Here is a 19,467-nt window from a genome sequence, read left to right on the forward strand (position 1 = left end):
GCCGCCTGTTACCCCGCCGGCCTTCCGGGCCGGATACGCGATTGAGCGGGCGTAGCTCAGGGGTAGAGCACAACCTTGCCAAGGTTGGGGTCGTGAGTTCGAATCTCATCGCCCGCTCCATCTTCTCCCAGCATTATCAACAGCTTAGCAGCTTTCATATGCTGTGGAGTCGAGTCTGTTTTCCGTGTTGTCGCACTCACGTCACAACTGCGGAGACATTTGATGGCAAATATCCGTAAGCGGGGGTCCAAGTGGCAGGTGCAAGTTCGCCGTGCTGGCCAACTGCGTATCACTAAGACATTCAACAAAAAATCCGATGCGCATGTATGGGCGCGCGACATGGACGCCAAAGGCGACCGTGGCGAGATTGGCCGCATTGGCGACAATGACCTTACTTTTGGCTGTCTATTGAAAAAATACAGGGCTGAGGTCGTCGCTAACAAATTGGCTGTTAATCACCGTACGATGGTTGATCAAGCGCTAGCATGCCCTGTGAAGCGCTTGAATATCTAGCGGAATTAAATTTTCCAGAAGAATGGTTTCACCTGCCTCCGTTTCTCCGATGACATAATATATCGGATAGGCGGTCTATCTGCTTGACCCCAAAGAGTTTCCATTGGTTGCGAAAATTGGTGCGGCCTATATATGAGTCCTCGGGGTTTTTTGGGGAAACCTATCCCCGTTATTAACGCGGCAACGGCTAAAGTTCAGAACCATGCAAGCAGATATCTGTGTCAAGCCGTAGGTCCAGTTTATTCATTCTAAGATATAGGGATGGAGCGGCAGAGATTGCCATTAAAGGGTTGGCTCGCTATTATCGAGTTCATAGGGACGGTGGTGATTTTCGCCAGATAAAAACAATCCAAAACTATGTGGGGGTTCAGGAATTTGTACGAAATTACGTTAGGTCTAGGGCTTGTGGCCGCTTTCTTCGCTGGCAAGAAAGCCCTCTTTGTGGGTCTCTCTCTGGGGTTGCTGGATGACCCAAAGGTTGAAGCTCATAAGAAACATCATGGTATGGTACCACAGGTAGGCTCGGTGCTCCTCTTATGTGGCCTCGTTGCTCTGGCTATAGGGGCTGCCCTCTGGGGTAAGGCAACCGTGTTTCTCCCTATTATCATATGCGCTTTTCTGATCGGGGTTTTAGGTATCGTCGATGATCGCCTCAAGCTTTCCTGGCGGACCCGTTTTGTATTTCTTTGGTCAATCGTTGGCCTCCTGCTTTTCTTGTTGCCCGACCTTCTAATTGACAAGCTTGTCTGGTCTTGGGGTCAAACTTCTGACTTGGGCTTCATAGGAGGCATCGGATTCACAGCCCTTTGCCTTGTTGGCTTGGTGATCGCCCTCAACATGATGGACGGCTTCAACGGAGGGATACTCTCGCAAGGCATTGTCTGGCTACTGATGTTTGCCAACCTTGCGTCTGGCGACCTGGCGACGGTTTTTTTGTATCTAGCAATGACTCTGTTGGTAATCCTTGCCTTCAATATGCCGAGCAAACTTTTTATGGGTGATGGTGGCGCTTATGCCCTTGGTCTCGTTCTTGGGGCCTCGGCGATCATGATGTATGGCGCGGAACCTGAAACCCCGGTCTATGCAGACACAATTGTTGTGTGGCTTGCTTTGCCGACATTCGACTGCCTTCGGGTCATCTTTATGCGTGTACTTAAAGGCTTGAGCCCGTTTCATCCTCGACGGGACCATCTGCATCACCTACTGATGAAAACAGTTCACCGGCATGCAGGATTGGCGTTCAGCTTTCTTTATACAGCAACAGCGGTATTGGCCGCCTTGTGGAGACCCGAATACAGCTGGTTGATTGTCTTGGCGCAGTTGTTGGTATTAGGTTTGACGGTTTCTATGACATCTAGAATGGCGAAATTAGGAACGGAAGCCAGTGTAGTAGAAGCGGAATAGCCACGGGAATTAATTCAGATTTATTTTCTTACGACCTAAAACTATTTGCGGGAGGTGTTGGTGGTTTAACCAAGCTGAGTGTTGACATGCTGACAGTTTATATGAGCTTGTCCCCATTTTGGGGCCTCTGAAACAAGAAAATTCAGATTTTATGCCTATGGGTTGGCGTGGCAACCCATAGGCACGAACCAGTTTTATTAGAGTTTTATTGCCGATCGAACTTTGTGGCCTAACTTCGTTATAATCCGAGTGCCGGACTTCACATTTTGACTGTACCTCTTTTAGGTATAAAAATCATAATATATTCAAGCATCCTTACCAAACCCTGCCAATGAATGACATTGTCTGTCGGTTTTCTTGCTCTACTGAAGCAAAGTGTTACATCATTCATATAGGCCCACAGACCTAAGATCTTTGCTAATAAATTCCGGACTGTAGAAAACCCGAAAGGTCTTTGGCTGGCCGTAGGTGTGTTTGACCCTTTTAAGGACCCCAACTACATTGGCTATCCTGATAACGCATGCGTAGGTCAATCGCAGGGCCCTCTTTGCCCAACCTTCAATCGTCCCGGTGTATTGCTTAAGAGTTGCACGCCGCGCCCATCTCTGGGTGCTGCGGCCAGTGGCGGTCATAATCCACCCTTATTCTGACCAGGTAGTTCTGTTATGAGTTCGTAACAAATCGAGGCTATGTGTCATTGCTGACATCGTCGACTGCTGAGTAAGTGAGTCTCCGCAGAGTCTAGAATGCTTCAGTGTAGCCATGCTTCTACGCGTGTCGGTACGAGGTTTCGCAATAAACATCAAATTTCCCGCTTGTTTGCGCGCATGCCATATGATACCGCTCAAAATTGAACGATGAGGAAATTACTCTCGATATCATTTTTGCTCAAAACAAGGCGCCGGTCGCAGGCTGTCCTTGTGCGGTAGCCTGAGAAAATCCCAAAATGACCAGTAAGCGCACCAAGCTTCAAGAAGATACGCATTTTCGCGTCCTTCGGCTCCTTCAGGAAAACCCGGAAATGTCGCAGCGAGAGCTAGCTGAGGTGGTTGGGGTCAGCGTGGGGGGGATGCATTACGTGTTGAATGCCCTGATCGAAAAAGGGCTCGTGAAGTTGGGGAATTTTACAGCTGCAGAAGACAAGCGTAGATATGCCTATGTCTTGACGCCAAAGGGTATTGCAAGGAAGGCAGCGTTAACCCGCGCGTTCCTAGCGCGAAAAATGGAAGAGTATGAAGCGCTTAAAGAAGAGATTGATGCGCTTCAATCTGATTTGGAAGATTCACCGGCTCAGACGTCTTTGTGAGCCATTCGCGGGCCGCATTGAAGCGCTAAGATTATTTCAGGAATACCCAAACAAGTGACGTTCAACAAAGGCAGCATAAAGGTCAAGCATATGATTTGGCTTCTCAGAGCCCATCGTGTTCCAAGGGTAATTCTATGAAAAAGATCTTAATGGTATTTGGCACCAGGCCCGAGGCCATTAAAATGGCACCGGTTTATGAGGAGCTCAAGGGAACGTCTGGCCTTGATGTGCGTATCGCGGTAACAGCACAACACCGGGAGATGCTTGACCAGGTATTGCGGCTGTTTAATATCAAACCAGATTATGACCTTAATGTCATGAGGCCAGGTCAAGGCCTAACGGAAATTACGGTTGCAGTTCTGAAGGGGCTAAAGCTGATTTTTGAAGATTTTGTACCGGACCTGCTGCTCGTCCATGGCGATACGACGACGACTTTGTCAGCGTCGCTAGCAGCCTATTATCAGCAAATTCCTGTTGGGCATGTCGAAGCGGGGTTACGTACAGGAAATATTTATTCTCCTTGGCCTGAAGAGATTAATCGTAAGGTCGCTGGTACGATTGCACAACTGCATTTCGCGCCAACAAAAAAAGCCGCGGCGAACCTGAAAAATGAATCTATATTACCTGCATCGATTTCTGTCACCGGCAATACGGTCATTGATGCTTTGCTTGACGTGGTGGCCAAGCTTGAAATCGATCCAGAGCAAAGAGCTATCTTTGACACGGAATTCGGTATTGATCCCTCAAAGCGTGTGATTTTAGTAACCGGGCATCGACGTGAAAGTTTCGGTGAAGGGTTTCAAAGAATTTGCGATGCTCTAGCAAAGCTAGCTAAGCGCGACGATGTTCAGATTATCTACCCAGTTCATCTGAACCCAAATGTTAAAGGCCCTGTTGAAGGTAGCTTGGCTAAATGTGAGCGCGTTCAACTTATATCGCCTCAGGATTACCTACCTTTTGTCCACCTAATGAGCCGTGCAGATATTATTCTCACCGATTCTGGGGGGGTGCAGGAAGAGGCGCCTTCGTTAGGGAAGCCGGTCTTGGTGATGCGAGAAACTACGGAACGGCCTGAGGCCGTCGATGCCGGAACGGTCAAACTGGTTGGCACGGATGCCGATTTGATTGTGCGTGAAGTAAGTAGACTGTTGGATGATGACAACGCGTTTGAGGCGATGGCTCGTGCACACAACCCATATGGCGATGGGCATGCGTCGGTGCGCATTCGTGATGCCATTCTGGCATTCTTTGACATGGAAAAGGTCGCAAGCTGATGCTCAAAAAGCCCTTCAAACGTATTTCTGTTATTGGGCTAGGTTATATAGGCCTACCGACCGCAGCGATGTTCGCCTCTCGAAAAATAGAGGTTGTCGGGGTCGATGTAAATCAGCAAACGGTTGACACTATTAATCGCGGCGAAGTCCATATTGTCGAACCTGATCTTGATATGGTCGTGCGGGCTGTTGTGAAAGAAGGTTATCTGCGAGCCAGCACAAAACCCGAAGAGGCTGAGGCTTTTCTTATCGCTGTGCCGACCCCGTTTAAGGGGCAAAATCATGAACCTGATCTATCCTATATCAAGGCTGCGTCACGGGCAATCGCGCCCGTTCTGCAATTAGGTAATTTGGTAATTCTTGAGAGTACTTCGCCTGTGGGGGCAACAGAGGCGATGGCAGATTGGCTGGCCGAAGCACGGCCAGACTTAAGCTTTCCTCAGCATGCTGGAGAGGCTTCCGACATCCGCATCGCGCATTGCCCGGAGCGGGTTTTACCAGGCAAAGTAATGCAGGAATTGATCTCCAATGACCGGGTCGTTGGCGGTATCACGCCAGTGTGTTCGAAATGTGCGGTGGAGCTTTATAAAACCTTTGTAACTGGGGACTGCGTGATTGCTTCCGGCCCAAGGGTTGCTGAGATGGCGAAGTTGACCGAGAATGCTTTTCGGGATGTGAACATTGCTTTTGCAAATGAGCTCTCTTTGATCTGCGATGAACTCAACATGGATGTATGGGAATTGATCCGGCTTGCCAACCGGCACCCTCGCGTGAATATCCTGCAGCCAGGCCCGGGAGTGGGTGGACATTGCATTGCAGTCGATCCGTGGTTTATCGTTTCCTCGGCCCCTGAACAGGCGCGTTTGATACGTACAGCGCGGGAAGTTAACGATAGCAAGCCTAATTGGGTGTTAAACAAGATCCGAGCTGCGATTGGTGCTCATTTAATGGAGAACCCGAGCAAGACTGCGGCTGATGTAACGGTGGCGATCTATGGCCTGGCCTTCAAGCCAGATATTGACGACCTCCGTGAAAGTCCCGCGTTGACAATTGCTAAAGAGCTGGCGGCCAAACACAATGGTCCAATTTTTGTCGTGGAACCAAACATCACAGCGTTGCCGGAAATGCTTTGTGCGGAAAACATCCAACTGTGTGATCTTTCCATAGAAGCAACTATTCACCTTCTGCTGGTTGATCACGAAAGCTTTCGTGGTATGGATATTCCGCAAGGTATTATCATTGATACCCGTGGTATATGGACACGCGTTTCCTGAATTAAAGGATTATAAGAGTGCACTTTTCGTGTTCGGAACTTATTGAGAAACTAACTAATCGCGATGCCACGATTGGCATCATTGGCTTGGGTTATGTCGGGCAGCCATTGGCACTACGTTTTTCAGCGCTTGGATATAAAGTGCTAGGTTTTGATATTGATCAGATCAAGGTCAAAGAGTTGAATAGCGGATACTCCAATATTGAGCATATCCATAGTGCAGAGGTTAAAGCTGCAGTGGCTTCAGGTATGGAATGTACCATAGACTTTAGTCGTGCTGTCGAAGCAGATGCCCTTATTCTCTGCGTACCAACACCTCTGAACAAGTATCGCGAACCTGATTTGAGTTTTGTGATCAACACCACTAACTCAATTGTGCCGCACCTACGAAAGGGGCAGGTTGTTTCTCTGGAAAGCACTACCTACCCGGGAACGACGGAGGAAGAGTTGTTACCAAAGGTAACCTCGAGCGGCCTATGTGTAGGCGAAGATATATTTTTAGTCTATTCCCCAGAGCGAGAAGACCCTGGCAATGTAAATTTCACAACAAACTCCATTCCAAAAGTGGTTGGTGGGCACACGCCTAACTGCCTTGAGGTTGGCAAAGCGCTTTATGGTCAAGCTATTGACCATGTTGTTCCTGTTACATCGACCAAGGTGGCAGAGATGACCAAACTGCTGGAAAACATTCACCGGGCAGTCAACATCGGGTTAGTTAACGAGATGAAGGTTGTAGCTGACCGTATGGGCATAGATATATTTGAGGTAATAGACGCCGCTGCCACTAAACCTTTCGGTTTTACCCCTTATTATCCTGGCCCAGGTCTGGGCGGGCACTGTATTCCGGTCGACCCATTTTACCTGACCTGGAAAGCGCGCGAATATGGTCTGCATACGCGCTTCATCGAATTGTCAGGCGAAGTCAACCGTGCGATGCCTGAATATGTAGTTGGCAAACTTGTTAAGGCACTGAACGAACGTCGAAAGTCGCTGATGGGTAGCAAAGTTCTCGTGCTTGGTATCGCCTACAAGAAGAATGTTGACGACATGCGCGAAAGCCCCTCGGTTGAGGTGATGGAGTTGTTGCGCGAAGGGGGGTGTGATGTCTCCTACTCTGATCCGCATGTGCCCGTGTTCCCGAAAATGCGGGAACACAAATTCAATCTGAGTTCAGTTGAGTTGTCATCGGAAGTTATTGCCAACTATGACGCAGTTGTATTGACAACAGACCATGCGCAATTTGACTACGACTTGATAGCTGAGAATGCGCAAGTCATTGTTGACAGCCGAGGAGTCTACCGAACACCAATGGAAAATGTCGTTAAGGCTTAACAAAAATAGTGAACGATTGGCGGCAATCGGATGCAGGCTCATGTCTTGTTTGCCTTGTTGGGGCCCGAACTAGCTAAAATTCGATAGGGAAAGGAAATAAGAGTATGGTTATTTTGGGTATTCATGATGGGCACAACTGCGGGGCAACATTGCTGAAGGATGGGCAAATTGAAGCTTCTGTCTGTGAGGAACGTCTGACTCGTGTCAAAAATGAAGTGGGTTATCCTGAGCTTTCAGTTCGAGAGGTGCTAAGCCTGTCGGGCGTTCAAGAGTCGGAAGTTGAGGACGTCGTTTTTGCGAGCCAATACATGCATACTGCAGACCACCTCTCTGATGTATCTAAATGGTACAAAGTTGGAAAAAAGGAGCAGGCTAATGATGAGAAGCTTACACAAGAGGAGCTTCTGAAGAATGAGCAGCGGCGCAAAGCCGAGAGAATGCAGAAGGTTATAGACCAACTGGGTGTCAAACCTGAGCAAATTTCATTCGTTGACCATCATTTGGCACATGCGGCTGCGGCCTATTTCGGTTCTGGCTTTGATTTTGATAAAGAGACCTTGGTGTTAACCTGTGATGGAGCGGGTGATAACCTTTCAGCTACTGTCTCCATTGGTGTTGGCGACAAGATGACCAGGATCAGTGCGACTGGTCGAAATGATTCCCTAGGCAAAATATATTCTCGAATAACATTCTACTTGGGCCTTAAGCCATGGGAGCATGAGTACAAAGTTATGGGGTTGGCACCGTATGCTGATGCGAAGTATGCCCTTGAAGTCAAAGAGATCCTCGACGGCTATCTGAAAGTGAGTGAGGACGGTCTTGGTTTCGAGGCGGTCGGCGACCTCAAAATGAACTATATTTATGAGCGTTTGCGCAAGGATTTGGAGCTCAAACGTTTTGATGCCATTTCCGGTGGCGTACAAATGTTCACCGAGGAACTTTTGACCACTTGGATTAAGAATGCTGTCAAGCATACAGGGATCAGCCGTGTGGTTTGTGGCGGTGGCGTTTTTATGAACGTTAAGGCAAACAAGCTTGCAAGCGAAATTGATGGAATTGAAGAGATATTCGTTTTTCCGAGTTGTGGGGATGAATCTTTGTCTTTTGGAGCTGTGTGGTTAAAGAGCATCGAGAAGGGTTCATCTGCAGAAAAGCTTACGAAGCTCCATGATATTTACTTGGGTAGATCCTATACAAATGACGAAATTGAATCTGTTTTAAAAACAGAAAGCTCCGAAAACTTTGAATACGAATTTATTGAAGATATTGACAAGAAAGTCGCTACATTAATTGCGGAAAACAATGTTGTTGCAAGATTTGCTGGTCGTATGGAATGGGGTGCCCGTGCTCTTGGAAATCGATCAATCTTGACTAATCCAAAGGAGTGGCCAAATGTCGAGCGTATTAATTCTATGATAAAAATGCGGGATTTCTGGATGCCCTTTGCTCCGTCGATGATAGCTGAATACTCTGATGATTATATCGTGAACCCCAAAGGCATTCATTCACCCTACATGATGTTTGCGTTTGATACCTATCCTGAAAAAAGTAGGGAAATATTGGCTGCGGTCCATCCACGCGACAAGACTGCGCGTGCACAAATGGTGACGCGTGAGGCTAACCCACGGTACTGGAGCGTCATAAAGCACTTTTATGATTTGACAGGCACTTCTGTAGTGTTGAATACGTCGTTCAATCTTCATGGCTATCCGTTAGTTATGTCACCCAAGGACGCGTTGAGCGTATTCCATAATAGTGGCCTAAAGTATCTTGCATTGGAGAACTACCTAATCTCTAAACGGGCGTGACGGAAGTCTGATTTTGTGAAGTAATAGCGGGCCCTGTTGTGCAAATCGAATTTGGAATTCATCTTGTAAATCCCGCGGGACAGTTGATGGGGATTGGCAGACAACTCCGACCTATAAAACCAAGAACTGAGGGGGCTTTTAAAGAAGCGCTGAAGCGCCTTGGTCCGCTGACGATTTGAGATGATATTGTGAGGTTAAGCTGACCAGCGAGCACGGCCGATAGCGGGCATGTAGTGCAGGTCTGTTTACAGAATTTCAGGTTTGTTCGCCGTTCTGAATAGCCTAGCCGCACTCGGCATATCCGTCACCTAAATCGTTGGAAAAAGTCTGTCGGTGGGAACGAGAAACTTGTCCCTTTGGTGATTTGTGCAACAGGGTCATGATAAATTTTGGATAGATTTAGTGGTTATATTCTCAGCAAATAAGATTTCAATGTCGGATCGTTGGCGATACATTGCAGCGGGTGTATTTTTCAAGATTGCTTTGGATATATCTTATGCAACCTATTTGACCGATGCTTTCGCAAATCACTTCTTGACCCCGTTTGTGATCAATTTTTCAATTTTCCAATATCTTGAGTCCTTTATCTGGTTGGCGTTGGTTCTGCTTTTTGTTCCTTTCTCCTCGAGGTCGGCTGGTGGGCTCGCATTCTTTAGCGGAATAGTTTTCCTCTACGCGCCCGTAGCTTCAATTTATGGCATGGACGATGACAGGTCTCGATACACCTTGTTTCTTTCCGCGCTCGCAATCGGCTCAGCCTATTTGGTAAGTGCTACGAGTTCCATGAGAAAAGTCAAAATAGCCTTGCCGAATAATGGCCGCAAATATCTACTTACGCTTAGCATCTTTTTCGCCGTCCTGTTCTTGTTGAATGCAGCGATTTCGGGAGCGTTGTTCGGAATGAACTTCGATATTGGCAGGGTTTATGAATTTCGGAGTGATCTGACGGACACCGTAGACATCGGGTTATTTGCTTACACCAATCTTTGGGCGCAAAAAGTATTTACACCCCTGATTCTTGCGATAGGACTGCAACGGAAGTCAGCTTGGATGATTGGTCTTGCACTTGCCTTGCATGTGATCTATTTCGGTGTTTCACAACAGAGATCTCATCTGTTCACACCCAGCTTGGTCTTGATAGCTTACCTGCTTTATAGAAAAGAATTTTCATATAAAGACGGTTTCGTATTGCTTGGGATTATTTTGCTTGTCTTAAACCTAGTTGTCTTGGCTTTGAATCTCGAAGTTTTCGGTGCACTGGCTATTCGTCGCTCTCTCTTTGTGGGTGCGTCTGCGACATATTCATGGGTTAATTACTTTGCTGAGAACCCAAAAGTATTTTTCGCGGACAATCTCTTGTCGCCAGTTGTGAGCAATGAATACACACGGGTATTCCTGCCTCGCCTTGTGGGTGATTTTTTGCGATCAGACATGGACATAAACTTTAACTCAGGCCTTGTAGGTGCTGGATTTGCCCAACTTGGTGTTGTTGGTGTTGTTGTTTATGGAAGTATTATTGGTGCCTTTATTCGTATCAACCGGCGGCTAATAGAAGCCGGAGTGCATCCCTATATTCCAGCGGCAATCTTGTTTTTGCCCTATCGTGTTGCTTGGGCCGATGCAGATCTTCTTACCGCACTATTATCACACGGAATTATTGTTGGCACCTTTGCGGTTTGGTTGTTCGGTTCCTCAAGGAATTTGGCATCAATGGGAAGCAGCACCATCAAGCAGCCAGCGCGTGTTTGAGTTCACTCCGGTGATCGCTGTGCTGCAAAATCCTATGTTCAAACGGTTTATGGCCCTCGCTAGTGGTAGCGCCGCTGGGCAGGCGATAATGTTTTTCGCATTGCCGGTTGCCACGCAATTGTATGTCCCTGCGGATTTTGGTGTACTTGCGTCTTTTTCTTCTTTGGTTCTCCTACTTTTGCCAGCGGCTTGTTTTCGGTTCGACCTAGCGATCCCGATCCCGCAAGACGATGGAGAAGCTTTGGGTTTAGTTACGCTTGCCTTTGTCAGCGCAACGCTTATCTCCGTTTTTTATGCCGTAGCGCTTTTAGCAACCGTCGAGTTGTGGGAAGATACTATACAAGACGTAATCATATCCTATTGGTGGTTGTTGGTTCTGGCACTCTGGTCGGCTGCGATATTCTCGCTCATCCAATACTGGGCGATTCGCATGAAAAAATTTAGGAGTTTAGCCATTTCTCATGTTGTGCGTGGGTTGATCGGCGCGAGCTCGCAAATCGGCATGGGCTTCCTTAGCATTGGCGCATTCGGACTTCTGGTCGGTCAGTCGATCTATATGGGGATGGGCGCACTGTTTCTGGCCTGGAGCCTTGTGTGGATCAATCTCGATGCTTTAAAAAAAATGACGCGTTTTGATATTTTCGCCGCGCTTCGAAAAAATTGGCGATTTCCCATTTATTCTACGCCCGAAGCACTCTTTAATTCTGCTAGTGCAAACTTGCCGATGATCCTTATTGTCGCGTTGGTAGGATACGAGGCTGGAGGATTGCTTTATGTAGCACAAAGACTGACGAGCATCCCTGTCGGATTAATTGGCGGGAACTTGTCACGTGTGTTTTTGAGCGAGGCACCAGAACTTGACCGTAAAAAAAGACTATTTTTCTTCACCCTCAGGCTATGGTTAACGTTGTTTATGTCGGCTTTTCCATTGGCAATTTTCCTATCTTTGCTGGCTGAGCCACTGACTGTAAGATTGTTCGGCGATGACTGGATAGGTGCTGCACAGTACCTTTCGTGGTTAATTCCCGCTGCATTGTTGCAGTTCTCTGTTGTACCAGTCGCAACTGTACTGCATGTTAAATCGAAACAGCTAGTTGCACTTCTAGTTCAGGTCTCTGGATTTGTCCTTCAGGTCGGCTCAATCTGGCTTTGCTATGCGATGGGTGGTGTTGACCCGGTGCTAGGCTTTGCCATCGGTTCGGCTTTTCATTATGGAATCTATTCCATCGTGATTTTGGTCTCCGCCAGAGACTGAAGATAGAAATAAATTTTTAGCTCACAAAGCGAATTACCACAACGTGAATGATGGATAAGATGCCAAAAGAAAACCGCTTCAATCGAAAGCTGAATCTGTTGAGAGACTTGCGGTACATTCTTTCTAGAATATTAAAACGCTTGCGTCCTGCCGCGGTTAGAAATTCATTTATCCATCGTACGTCGAAAATCGAACCCGGAAGCCAAGTCGTAAGTAGTGAATTCGGGCGGCATTCCTACTGCGGGTATGATTGTATTTTTCTAAACGTGTCCGTTGGTTCTTTTTGTTCCATTTCGGATAATGTTGTTGTGGGTGGTTCAAATCATCCGATGCACTTTGTTTCAACCAGTCCAGTCTTTCTGTCTCACCGAGATAGTGTAAAAGAAAAGTTCTCGAGGTTTGAATATCTTGATCTGCCAAGGACTTGGATCGGCAACGATGTCTGGTTGGGCTATGGTTGCCGTGTACGAGCAGGTGTCAAGATTGGTCATGGTGCTGTCGTAGCGATGGGCAGCGTTGTTACTAAAGATGTTCCTCCGTATTCCGTTGTGGGAGGCAACCCAGCACAAGTGCTCCGAACACGCTTTTCTGAAGAAGTCATTGAAAAGCTTTTGTCGACGGAATGGTGGCACCTTTCAGATGAAGAACTCGGCCGTTGGGCAATTTGGTTTGATGATCCGCAAGAGTTCTTGAATGAATGGGCAAAAAAATGAAGATCCTGCACCTGTGTTTGTCCTGCTTCTACATTGATGATGCAGGATACCAAGAGAACCATTTGGTTCGTCAACACGTTGACGGAGGTCACGATGTTTTGGTCATCGCTTCGACAGAGACCTTCGACGGAAAAGGCGGCTTGCGTTACACTGAACCGAGAACCTACATCGGATCAGATGGTGCAAAGATTATTCGTGTCCCATATGTTAGTTGGTTACCGCAGAAAATAGCGCGAAAGCTTCGAATTCACCCAGGAATTTATAAGTTGATCCAAGATTTTAGACCGGAAGCAATGATGTTCCATGGATGTGCCGGAAACGAGATTGTTACCGTAGCTCGATATGCCGCTAGCCACCCCAATGTTCTGCTGTATGCAGACAGTCATGAGGACTTCAATAACAGCGCGCGTAATTTTGTATCAAAGAACATCTTACACCGATTGTTTTACAGAAATCGAATGCAAACCGCGTTGCCACACATCCGAAAGGTTCTGTGCATCAATTTAGAATCTATGGAATTCATGTCGGAACTTTACGGTGTTTCGCGTGACAGACTTGAATTTTTTCCACTTGGCGGTAACGTTTTAGCACCGTCTGAGATTTCCGATCGCAGGTTGAAAACGCGTGCTCAATACGGTCTTTCGGACGATGCATTTGTTTTCCTTCAGTCCGGAAAAATGAGTAAAAGAAAGAAACTGGCCGACAGTCTTGAAGCATTTGCCCAAATGGAAGGGTCACACCTGAGGTTCTGGATCACTGGCCTTTTGGTCGACGAGATCAAGGAGGACTTGTTGTCAAAGATCGAGACAGACCCAAGGATTAATTTTCTTGGCTGGAAAAGCTCCGAGCAACTCAACGATCTTCTTTGCGCTGCTGACGTTTATCTTCAACCCGGCACGCAATCGGTTACCATGCAAAACGCTTTGTGTTGTGGGTGTCCTGTAATAATAGCTGACGTACCTGGACACCAACCCTACGTTAAAGCTGGCGCAACCCTAGTGAACGACCGAAAAACCCTGCTGAACGCAATGCGCGATGCTTTGACTTGGGACAGCATTGACAAACGCTCGATAGCCTTGCGCTTTGCTAGAAAGACATTGGACTACAAAAATCTGGCAATGCGTCTCCTCAAAGCTTGAGTGTAATATCTTTAACCTTGGAGGTTATCAAAGTTGAAACCCTCGACCCGAACCTATCAGATCTGCACCAACTGCGTTATGGACACGACCGACTCTGCGATTACTTTCGACGAGTACGGAGTGTGCGACCATTGCCGTGATTTCGAAAAAAACGTGAAACCGAACTGGCACCCTGATGAGCAGGGCCGGGCCGCGCTTTCCGCTATAATTAGCGAAGTGCGCAAAGTCGGAAAAGGCCATGATTTCGACTGCATTCTCGGCCTTAGCGGTGGACTTGACAGTTCATATATGTTGCATCTTCTAGTCAAAGAGTTCGATCTGCGCCCTCTCGTGTTCCACGTAGATGGCGGCTGGAACAGTGATCTTGCCGTCAACAACATTCAGATGCTAGTCGACAAACTGGGACTGGACCTGTTCACTGAGGTCATCGATTGGGAGGACATGCGTGATTTCCAGTTGGCATTCTTCAAGTCGGGGATATCGCAAATTGACATCCCGCAGGATCATGCTTTTTTTGCTACTCTATACAAGTTTGCCAACAAATATAACGTAAAGCACATTATGAATGGTGGCAACATTTCGACCGAATGCATCCGCAACCCCCTAGAGTGGTTATACTATGGAACGGATATGTGGTTGATCAATGATATCCGTAAACGGTTCTGCACGCGTCCGCTTAAAAATTATCCATTCAGTTCAATCTTGTCCCACAAGCTCTATTTACGTTATTTACGCCAAGTCAAAGTGGTCCGGCCACTAAACTACATGCCTTACACGAAGGAGGTGGCGATGAAGACGCTGCGCGATGAGTATGGCTGGCGCGCATATCCTCAGAAGCATTTTGAAAGTCGTTTTACCAAATTCTTTGAAGGCTATTGGATGCCGACCCGATTTGGCTTCGACACGCGCAAAGTGCAGTATTCTTCATTGGTTGTGACGCACCAAATGACCCGCGAAGAGGCTTTGGAAAAACTGAAAGTGCCAGCGTATGACCCTGACACCATCGAGGACGAGTTCGCCTATATTGCAAAAAAGTTGGGTATCACCATTGATGAGTTGCGCCATTACCATACGATGCCCTTGAAAAGTTACAAAGATTACAGCAACCAAGAATCTTTTTTCAACCTCGGGGCAAAGGTTCTGCGTGCTGTTGGCGTCGAGCGGTCTATAAAGCGGTGATGGCTAAACTGTGTATCATTGACTACGGTTCCGGTAATATTCGGGCGATCGCCAATATCTGCGAGCGCGAAAGGATTCCCTTTGTCATTTCCGCTGAGCCTGAGGCGTTCAAAACCGCCACCCATTTCCTATTGCCGGGTGTCGGTGCTTTTGATCCAACAATTGCAACGCTGCAGGTTTCAGGGATACTCTCGGCGCTCGAAGTTGAAGTTCTGGTTAAACGCAAGCCGATTATGGGGATTTGCGTCGGAATGCACTTGCTAGCGAATGGAAGCGATGAAGGGGCCCGTAGGGGGTTGGGTTGGATTCCTGGTCATGTGACCCAAATCGAAACAAGCACTCTTGGCCCTTCCCCACACTTGCCGCATATGGGATGGAATAGTATCGCGACTGAGGAATTTGACCCGCTGCTGAGGGGCGTCGATCTGCGGCGCGGCTTTTATTTCCTGCATTCATTTTTTTTCGATGCGCAAAATCCAGAGGATATAGTTGCTACGGTATCCTACGGAAGCGCTCTGCCATGCATCGTACGCAAGGGCCACATCATAGGGGCACAGTTCCACCCGGAAAAAAGTCATTCGAATGGTATCCGCCTGATCAAGAACTTCGTGGAGGTCGAATGATGCTGCAGTCTCGGATCACGCCCTTCCTCTTGTTGCGCGGCAACGGGCTTGTCAAAACTCAAAAATTTGGTGACCCGAAATATGTTGGTGACCCGATCAATGCGGTGAAAATTTTCAACGAGAAGGAAGTCGATGAACTGACTTTGCTTGACATTGACGCAACCACATCGGGCAAGGGGCCTGATCTCGGGCTCCTTAGGGACATCGCTACCGAAAGCAGAATGCCGCTGTGTTACGGAGGCGGTGTTCAGGACGCGGGAACCGCAGCTCAAATCATCGCGCTTGGGTACGAAAAAGTCTCGGTTAGCCATGCGGCGCTGGAGCGCCCCGAGTTGGTGCGCGAGATGGCTGAACGTGTCGGGCGGCAAAGCGTGGTGGTGACTATTGACGTCAAGAAAGAGGGGTTGTTCGGCGCAAGCTACCGGGTCTATTCGCAAAACGCCAAGCAAAAACACAATATCGATCCAGTCACTTTCGCTGTTCAATGCACCGAACTTGGCGCAGGCGAAATCGTGCTGAACTCGATTGACCGAGACGGAATTATGCAGGGCTATGACCTTGATCTGGCCAGAAAGGTCCGTGCGGCTATCACGACACCGATGACTGTCGTCGGCGGCGCCGGATCTGTCGATGACCTACGCGCTTTGACCTCCGAACTGGGCCCGATCGGTGCCGGTGCCGGTAGTCTCTTTGTCTTCAAGGGAAAGTATCGCGCCGTACTGATAAGTTATGCTCGACCATGATAGGTGTATCATCAAGAACAGCTACGTGTTGTCTGATCAATACCAACGACGAGTGTTATGTATGCTTTGAATTTGCCCCGTACGTACGATAAACTTTTGGTTTCGAACAAATTATCGATCATGCTGTGCAATGAAAAAGATTTCGTAAAATTAGCTACCGGTGCCGCAGTACCAAAAATGGGTATTTTCCAACCCTAAATATGCGCGTACAAAATCGTAGGCTATCAAAGGTTGATCAAATGAAACAAGTTCTTCAATCCCTTAAGGACGGCACCACCACACTTGAGAACGTTCCAGTGCCGCGCGCTGGTGCTGGCAGTGTGCTAATTCGCACCGATATTTCTCTCGTTTCCGCCGGCACCGAGCGCATGCTGGTGAAATTCGGCAAATCTGGATGGATATCAAAGGTCCGCCAGCAGCCCGACAAGGTGAGGATGGTGCTGGAAAAGGCCCGCACGGACGGCATCGCCGCCACCTATGACGCAGTAAAGAGCAAGTTCGACCAGCCACTGGCGCTCGGATATTGTAATGTCGGCCAAGTGGTCGACGCTGGAAATGGTGTCGATGGTTTCAAGCCGGGCGACCGCGTGGTCTCGAATGGGAAGCACGCCGAATACGTCACCGTGCCGAAAAACCTCTGTGCGCGTATCCCGAAAAACGTTTCCCTCGAGGAGGCCAGCTTCACTGTGGTCGGCGCCATTGCTTTGCAGGGCATCCGCCTCGCCAACCCGACGCTGGGTGAATGCGTGGTGGTTACTGGCCTTGGCGTGATCGGCTTGATGGCAGTGCAGCTGCTGTGCGCCCACGGGTGTCGCGTACTTGGGATCGATTTTGACGATAGTCGCCTGGCGCTGGCACGGCAGTTCGGCGCGGAGACGGTGAACCCAGGAAAGGGTGAGGATGTGCTCGATGCCGCCGCCGCATTCTCGCGGGGGCAGGGCATCGACGCGGTAATTATCACCGCAGCAACTGACAGTAACGAGCCGGTGCGCCAGGCTGCGCAAATGTGCCGCCAGCGCGGCCGCATTGTGCTGGTGGGCGTGGTCGGTCTGAATCTGTCGCGCGACGATTTTTATGAAAAAGAACTGACCTTTCAGGTCAGCTGCTCGTATGGACCGGGGCGCTATGATTCCAACTACGAGGAAGGCGGGCAGGATTATCCCATTGGTTTCGTGCGCTGGACCGAGCAGCGCAACTTCGAAGCGGTGCTAGATCTCATGGCATCTGGTTCGCTCGATGTAAAGCCCTTGATCACCCACCGTTTCGAAGTGGCACAGGCGGCAGAGGCAATGGATCTGTTGACCTCGAGCGAGCCATCCATGGGTATTCTCATCAACTATCCGGGCGGTATCGATGGCGAAGCGCAGATTCTCGAACGCGTCGTCACACTAGATGACGTGCAGCCGAAGGCTGGTAAAGGTAGAGTCGCCTTCCTTGGCTCGGGAAACTACGCAAGCCGGGTTCTCATCCCGTCCTTCAAGACGGCAGGCGCCGATCTCGGTACAGTGGTCAGTTCTGGTGGGATCAGCGCGGTGCGTTTCGGTAAGAAGTTCGGCTTCCGAGAAGCGGCCACTGATGCCTCGAGGGTGCTGGCTAATCGCGAGATCGACACCATAGTGGTCGCTACCCGTCATGACGCTCACGCGACACAGGTGTTAGACGCACTGCGAGCGGGTAAGCATGTCTTCTGTGAGAAGCCTTTGTGTTTGACGCTGGCCGAACTGGCCGAGATCAAGGCTGAGGCTAACCGACGACCGGAGCAGCAACTTGTGGTTGGCTTTAATCGCAGATTCGCGCCACAGGTAGTGAAAATGAAGACGCTTCTCGCTCCGATTAAAGCGCCAAAAAACCTCATTATCACTGTTAATGCGGGTGAAATCCCACCAGATCATTGGACACAGGATCCTGTCGTGGGCGGCGGGCGCATCATTGGCGAAGCCTGCCATTTCATCGATCTTGCTCGCCATTTGATTGGGCATCCAGTCACGGCACATCATGGGGTGGCGTTGGGGCGGCATCCCTCGACGCCCGTCAATGACGACAAAGTCAGCCTGACGCTTCAATTCGCAGACGGGTCGGTAGCAACGATCCTGTATTTGGCTAATGGCCACAAAGGCTTCCCTAAGGAACGGGTCGAGATCTTTGCTGCGGGTAGGGTTCTTCAACTGGACAACTTCATAAGGCTACGTGGCTGGGGTTGGTCAGGGTTCTCGAAGATGAATCTTTGGAGGCAAAACAAGGGGGTGGACGCCTTGGTCGCGGCGTTCATGGCTTCAGTCAAATGCAGGGCCGTGGCGCCTGTGCCACTTGCGGAAGTATTTGAAACCACTGAGATCACTATCAAACTAGCGGAGGCTGTGCGGCAATGAGCATGATCCAGATCATCGATCGCAGATTCTATCCCGATTATCACAAAAACTGGGATGACCAAATGTTCCGCGAACGGATTCTGCGGGTCATTGATTCTGACACCCGTATTCTGGACCTTGGCGCTGGCGCCGGAATTGTGCAGGAGATGAATTTCCGTGGACTTGCTCAGCAAGTCTGCGGTGTCGACCTTGACCCGAGGGTCTCAGAAAATGGATTTCTGGATGAGGGGCGGGTCTCGGACGCGGGCGAAATCCCATATCCCGATGCCAGTTTCGATATAGTGATTGCCGACAATGTTATGGAGCATCTGGACTTCCCCGAACAGGTAGTCCGCGAGATTGCCCGCGTTCTGCGTCCCGGCGGGAAGCTATTATTCAAGACACCGAACCGCAACCACTACATGCCACTCATTGCCCGCCTGACCTCGCATCGTTTTCACCAATGGATCAACCGCTTGCGGGGGCGGCACGAGACCGACACCTTCCCCACGCACTACCTATGCAATTCACCTACACAGGTTCGCAAGATAGCCGCGGACTCCGGCCTTCAAATCGACAGTTTGGAACTGATTGAAGGGCGTCCAGAATACCTGCGGATCACCACACTCACCTATCTGATGGGGCTGGCCTATGAAAGGCTTGTAAATGCTGTACCTTATTTGGCGCGGTTTCGCATCCTTCTGGTCGCGACGCTGTCTAAACCTACATGACCGTGATGCGCTACGCCTTTCGGTTCTGGCGCACGATCCGGCACCTTCGGCCCGTGCAGCTTTATGGACGGCTATGG

The 19,467-nt window shown here is 49.0% G+C and carries 16 protein-coding genes and 1 tRNA gene; all 17 read left to right on the forward strand.

Going from position 1 to position 19,467, the window contains the following annotated elements; genetic code table 11:
- Positions 1 to 45 precede the first annotated feature (45 nt).
- The 17 genes from ACFO5Q_RS02580 (at position 46) to ACFO5Q_RS02660 (ending at position 19,390) form a co-directional block, all read left to right on the forward strand.
- A tRNA-Gly gene (locus tag ACFO5Q_RS02580) sits at positions 46 to 120 on the forward strand.
- Positions 121 to 222: 102 nt separating this feature from the next.
- Positions 223 to 513, forward strand: coding sequence for a DUF2188 domain-containing protein (locus tag ACFO5Q_RS02585; RefSeq protein ID WP_068148390.1), 291 nt, complete (start codon positions 223 to 225; stop codon positions 511 to 513).
- Between the two features lie 375 nt (positions 514 to 888).
- The gene (locus ACFO5Q_RS02590; RefSeq protein WP_068148392.1) at positions 889 to 1,917 is read left to right on the forward strand and encodes a glycosyltransferase family 4 protein; all 1,029 of its coding nucleotides are present in this window, start codon (positions 889 to 891) and stop codon (positions 1,915 to 1,917) included.
- 946 nt (positions 1,918 to 2,863) lie between these two features.
- Positions 2,864 to 3,223 carry a MarR family EPS-associated transcriptional regulator gene (locus ACFO5Q_RS02595; protein WP_068148395.1) on the forward strand — a complete coding sequence of 120 codons (360 nt, stop codon included), beginning with the start codon at positions 2,864 to 2,866 and terminating at the stop codon, positions 3,221 to 3,223.
- Positions 3,224 to 3,357: 134 nt separating this feature from the next.
- Positions 3,358 to 4,497: a non-hydrolyzing UDP-N-acetylglucosamine 2-epimerase gene (wecB, locus tag ACFO5Q_RS02600; protein WP_068148398.1), complete on the forward strand. Its 1,140-nt coding sequence runs from the start codon at positions 3,358 to 3,360 to the stop codon at positions 4,495 to 4,497.
- The gene (wecC, locus tag ACFO5Q_RS02605; protein ID WP_068148401.1) at positions 4,497 to 5,771 is read left to right on the forward strand and encodes a UDP-N-acetyl-D-mannosamine dehydrogenase; all 1,275 of its coding nucleotides are present in this window, start codon (positions 4,497 to 4,499) and stop codon (positions 5,769 to 5,771) included. The genes wecB and wecC overlap by 1 nt, the downstream gene beginning before the upstream one ends.
- Before the next feature lie 17 nt (positions 5,772 to 5,788).
- Entirely contained in the window at positions 5,789 to 7,102 is a 1,314-nt protein-coding gene (locus ACFO5Q_RS02610) for a nucleotide sugar dehydrogenase (RefSeq protein WP_068148404.1), read from the forward strand.
- Between the two features lie 104 nt (positions 7,103 to 7,206).
- Positions 7,207 to 8,910 (forward strand): carbamoyltransferase C-terminal domain-containing protein, encoded by a 1,704-nt coding sequence (locus tag ACFO5Q_RS02615; protein WP_068148409.1) that lies wholly within the window; start codon positions 7,207 to 7,209, stop codon positions 8,908 to 8,910.
- A gap of 432 nt (positions 8,911 to 9,342) precedes the next feature.
- Positions 9,343 to 10,659, forward strand: a complete 1,317-nt coding sequence (locus ACFO5Q_RS02620; RefSeq protein ID WP_197421104.1) for a hypothetical protein — start codon at positions 9,343 to 9,345, stop codon at positions 10,657 to 10,659.
- A complete protein-coding gene (locus ACFO5Q_RS02625; protein ID WP_068148413.1) occupies positions 10,652 to 11,914 on the forward strand; it encodes an oligosaccharide flippase family protein in 1,263 nt (420 codons plus the stop codon). The genes ACFO5Q_RS02620 and ACFO5Q_RS02625 overlap by 8 nt, the downstream gene beginning before the upstream one ends.
- A gap of 59 nt (positions 11,915 to 11,973) precedes the next feature.
- Entirely contained in the window at positions 11,974 to 12,627 is a 654-nt protein-coding gene (locus tag ACFO5Q_RS02630; RefSeq protein ID WP_082719915.1) for a CatB-related O-acetyltransferase, read from the forward strand.
- Entirely contained in the window at positions 12,612 to 13,766 is a 1,155-nt protein-coding gene (locus ACFO5Q_RS02635; RefSeq protein ID WP_156431971.1) for a glycosyltransferase family 4 protein, read from the forward strand. The genes ACFO5Q_RS02630 and ACFO5Q_RS02635 overlap by 16 nt, the downstream gene beginning before the upstream one ends.
- 33 nt (positions 13,767 to 13,799) lie before the next feature.
- Positions 13,800 to 14,945: an N-acetyl sugar amidotransferase gene (locus tag ACFO5Q_RS02640; RefSeq protein ID WP_269448978.1), complete on the forward strand. Its 1,146-nt coding sequence runs from the start codon at positions 13,800 to 13,802 to the stop codon at positions 14,943 to 14,945.
- A complete protein-coding gene (gene hisH, locus ACFO5Q_RS02645; protein ID WP_068148424.1) occupies positions 14,945 to 15,568 on the forward strand; it encodes an imidazole glycerol phosphate synthase subunit HisH in 624 nt (207 codons plus the stop codon). The genes ACFO5Q_RS02640 and hisH overlap by 1 nt, the downstream gene beginning before the upstream one ends.
- A complete protein-coding gene (locus ACFO5Q_RS02650) occupies positions 15,568 to 16,311 on the forward strand; it encodes an AglZ/HisF2 family acetamidino modification protein (protein ID WP_068148642.1) in 744 nt (247 codons plus the stop codon). The genes hisH and ACFO5Q_RS02650 overlap by 1 nt, the downstream gene beginning before the upstream one ends.
- A 239-nt stretch (positions 16,312 to 16,550) precedes the next feature.
- A complete protein-coding gene (locus ACFO5Q_RS02655; RefSeq protein WP_068148427.1) occupies positions 16,551 to 18,680 on the forward strand; it encodes a bi-domain-containing oxidoreductase in 2,130 nt (709 codons plus the stop codon).
- Positions 18,681 to 18,682: 2 nt separating this feature from the next.
- Positions 18,683 to 19,390, forward strand: a complete 708-nt coding sequence (locus ACFO5Q_RS02660; protein ID WP_197421108.1) for a class I SAM-dependent methyltransferase — start codon at positions 18,683 to 18,685, stop codon at positions 19,388 to 19,390.
- Positions 19,391 to 19,467: the final 77 nt, after the last annotated feature.

The sequence above is a fragment of the Kordiimonas lipolytica genome (assembly GCF_042651265.1).
Classification (GTDB): domain Bacteria; phylum Pseudomonadota; class Alphaproteobacteria; order Sphingomonadales; family Kordiimonadaceae; genus Kordiimonas; species Kordiimonas lipolytica.

Bases quoted from the DNA above. Each gene is read 5' to 3' on its own strand.
- ACFO5Q_RS02655 (WP_068148427.1), top strand. From the start codon at position 16,551: ATGAAACAAGTTCTTCAATCCCTTAAGGACGGCACCACCACACTTGAG.
- hisH (WP_068148424.1), top strand. From the start codon at position 14,945: ATGGCTAAACTGTGTATCATTGACTACGGTTCCGGTAATATTCGGGCG.
- ACFO5Q_RS02630 (WP_082719915.1), top strand. From the start codon at position 11,974: ATGCCAAAAGAAAACCGCTTCAATCGAAAGCTGAATCTGTTGAGAGAC.
- wecC (WP_068148401.1), top strand. From the start codon at position 4,497: ATGCTCAAAAAGCCCTTCAAACGTATTTCTGTTATTGGGCTAGGTTAT.
- ACFO5Q_RS02660 (WP_197421108.1), top strand. From the start codon at position 18,683: ATGATCCAGATCATCGATCGCAGATTCTATCCCGATTATCACAAAAAC.
- ACFO5Q_RS02585 (WP_068148390.1), top strand. From the start codon at position 223: ATGGCAAATATCCGTAAGCGGGGGTCCAAGTGGCAGGTGCAAGTTCGC.
- ACFO5Q_RS02615 (WP_068148409.1), top strand. From the start codon at position 7,207: ATGGTTATTTTGGGTATTCATGATGGGCACAACTGCGGGGCAACATTG.
- ACFO5Q_RS02620 (WP_197421104.1), top strand. From the start codon at position 9,343: ATGTCGGATCGTTGGCGATACATTGCAGCGGGTGTATTTTTCAAGATT.
- ACFO5Q_RS02650 (WP_068148642.1), top strand. From the start codon at position 15,568: ATGCTGCAGTCTCGGATCACGCCCTTCCTCTTGTTGCGCGGCAACGGG.
- wecB (WP_068148398.1), top strand. From the start codon at position 3,358: ATGAAAAAGATCTTAATGGTATTTGGCACCAGGCCCGAGGCCATTAAA.
- ACFO5Q_RS02595 (WP_068148395.1), top strand. From the start codon at position 2,864: ATGACCAGTAAGCGCACCAAGCTTCAAGAAGATACGCATTTTCGCGTC.
- ACFO5Q_RS02635 (WP_156431971.1), top strand. From the start codon at position 12,612: ATGGGCAAAAAAATGAAGATCCTGCACCTGTGTTTGTCCTGCTTCTAC.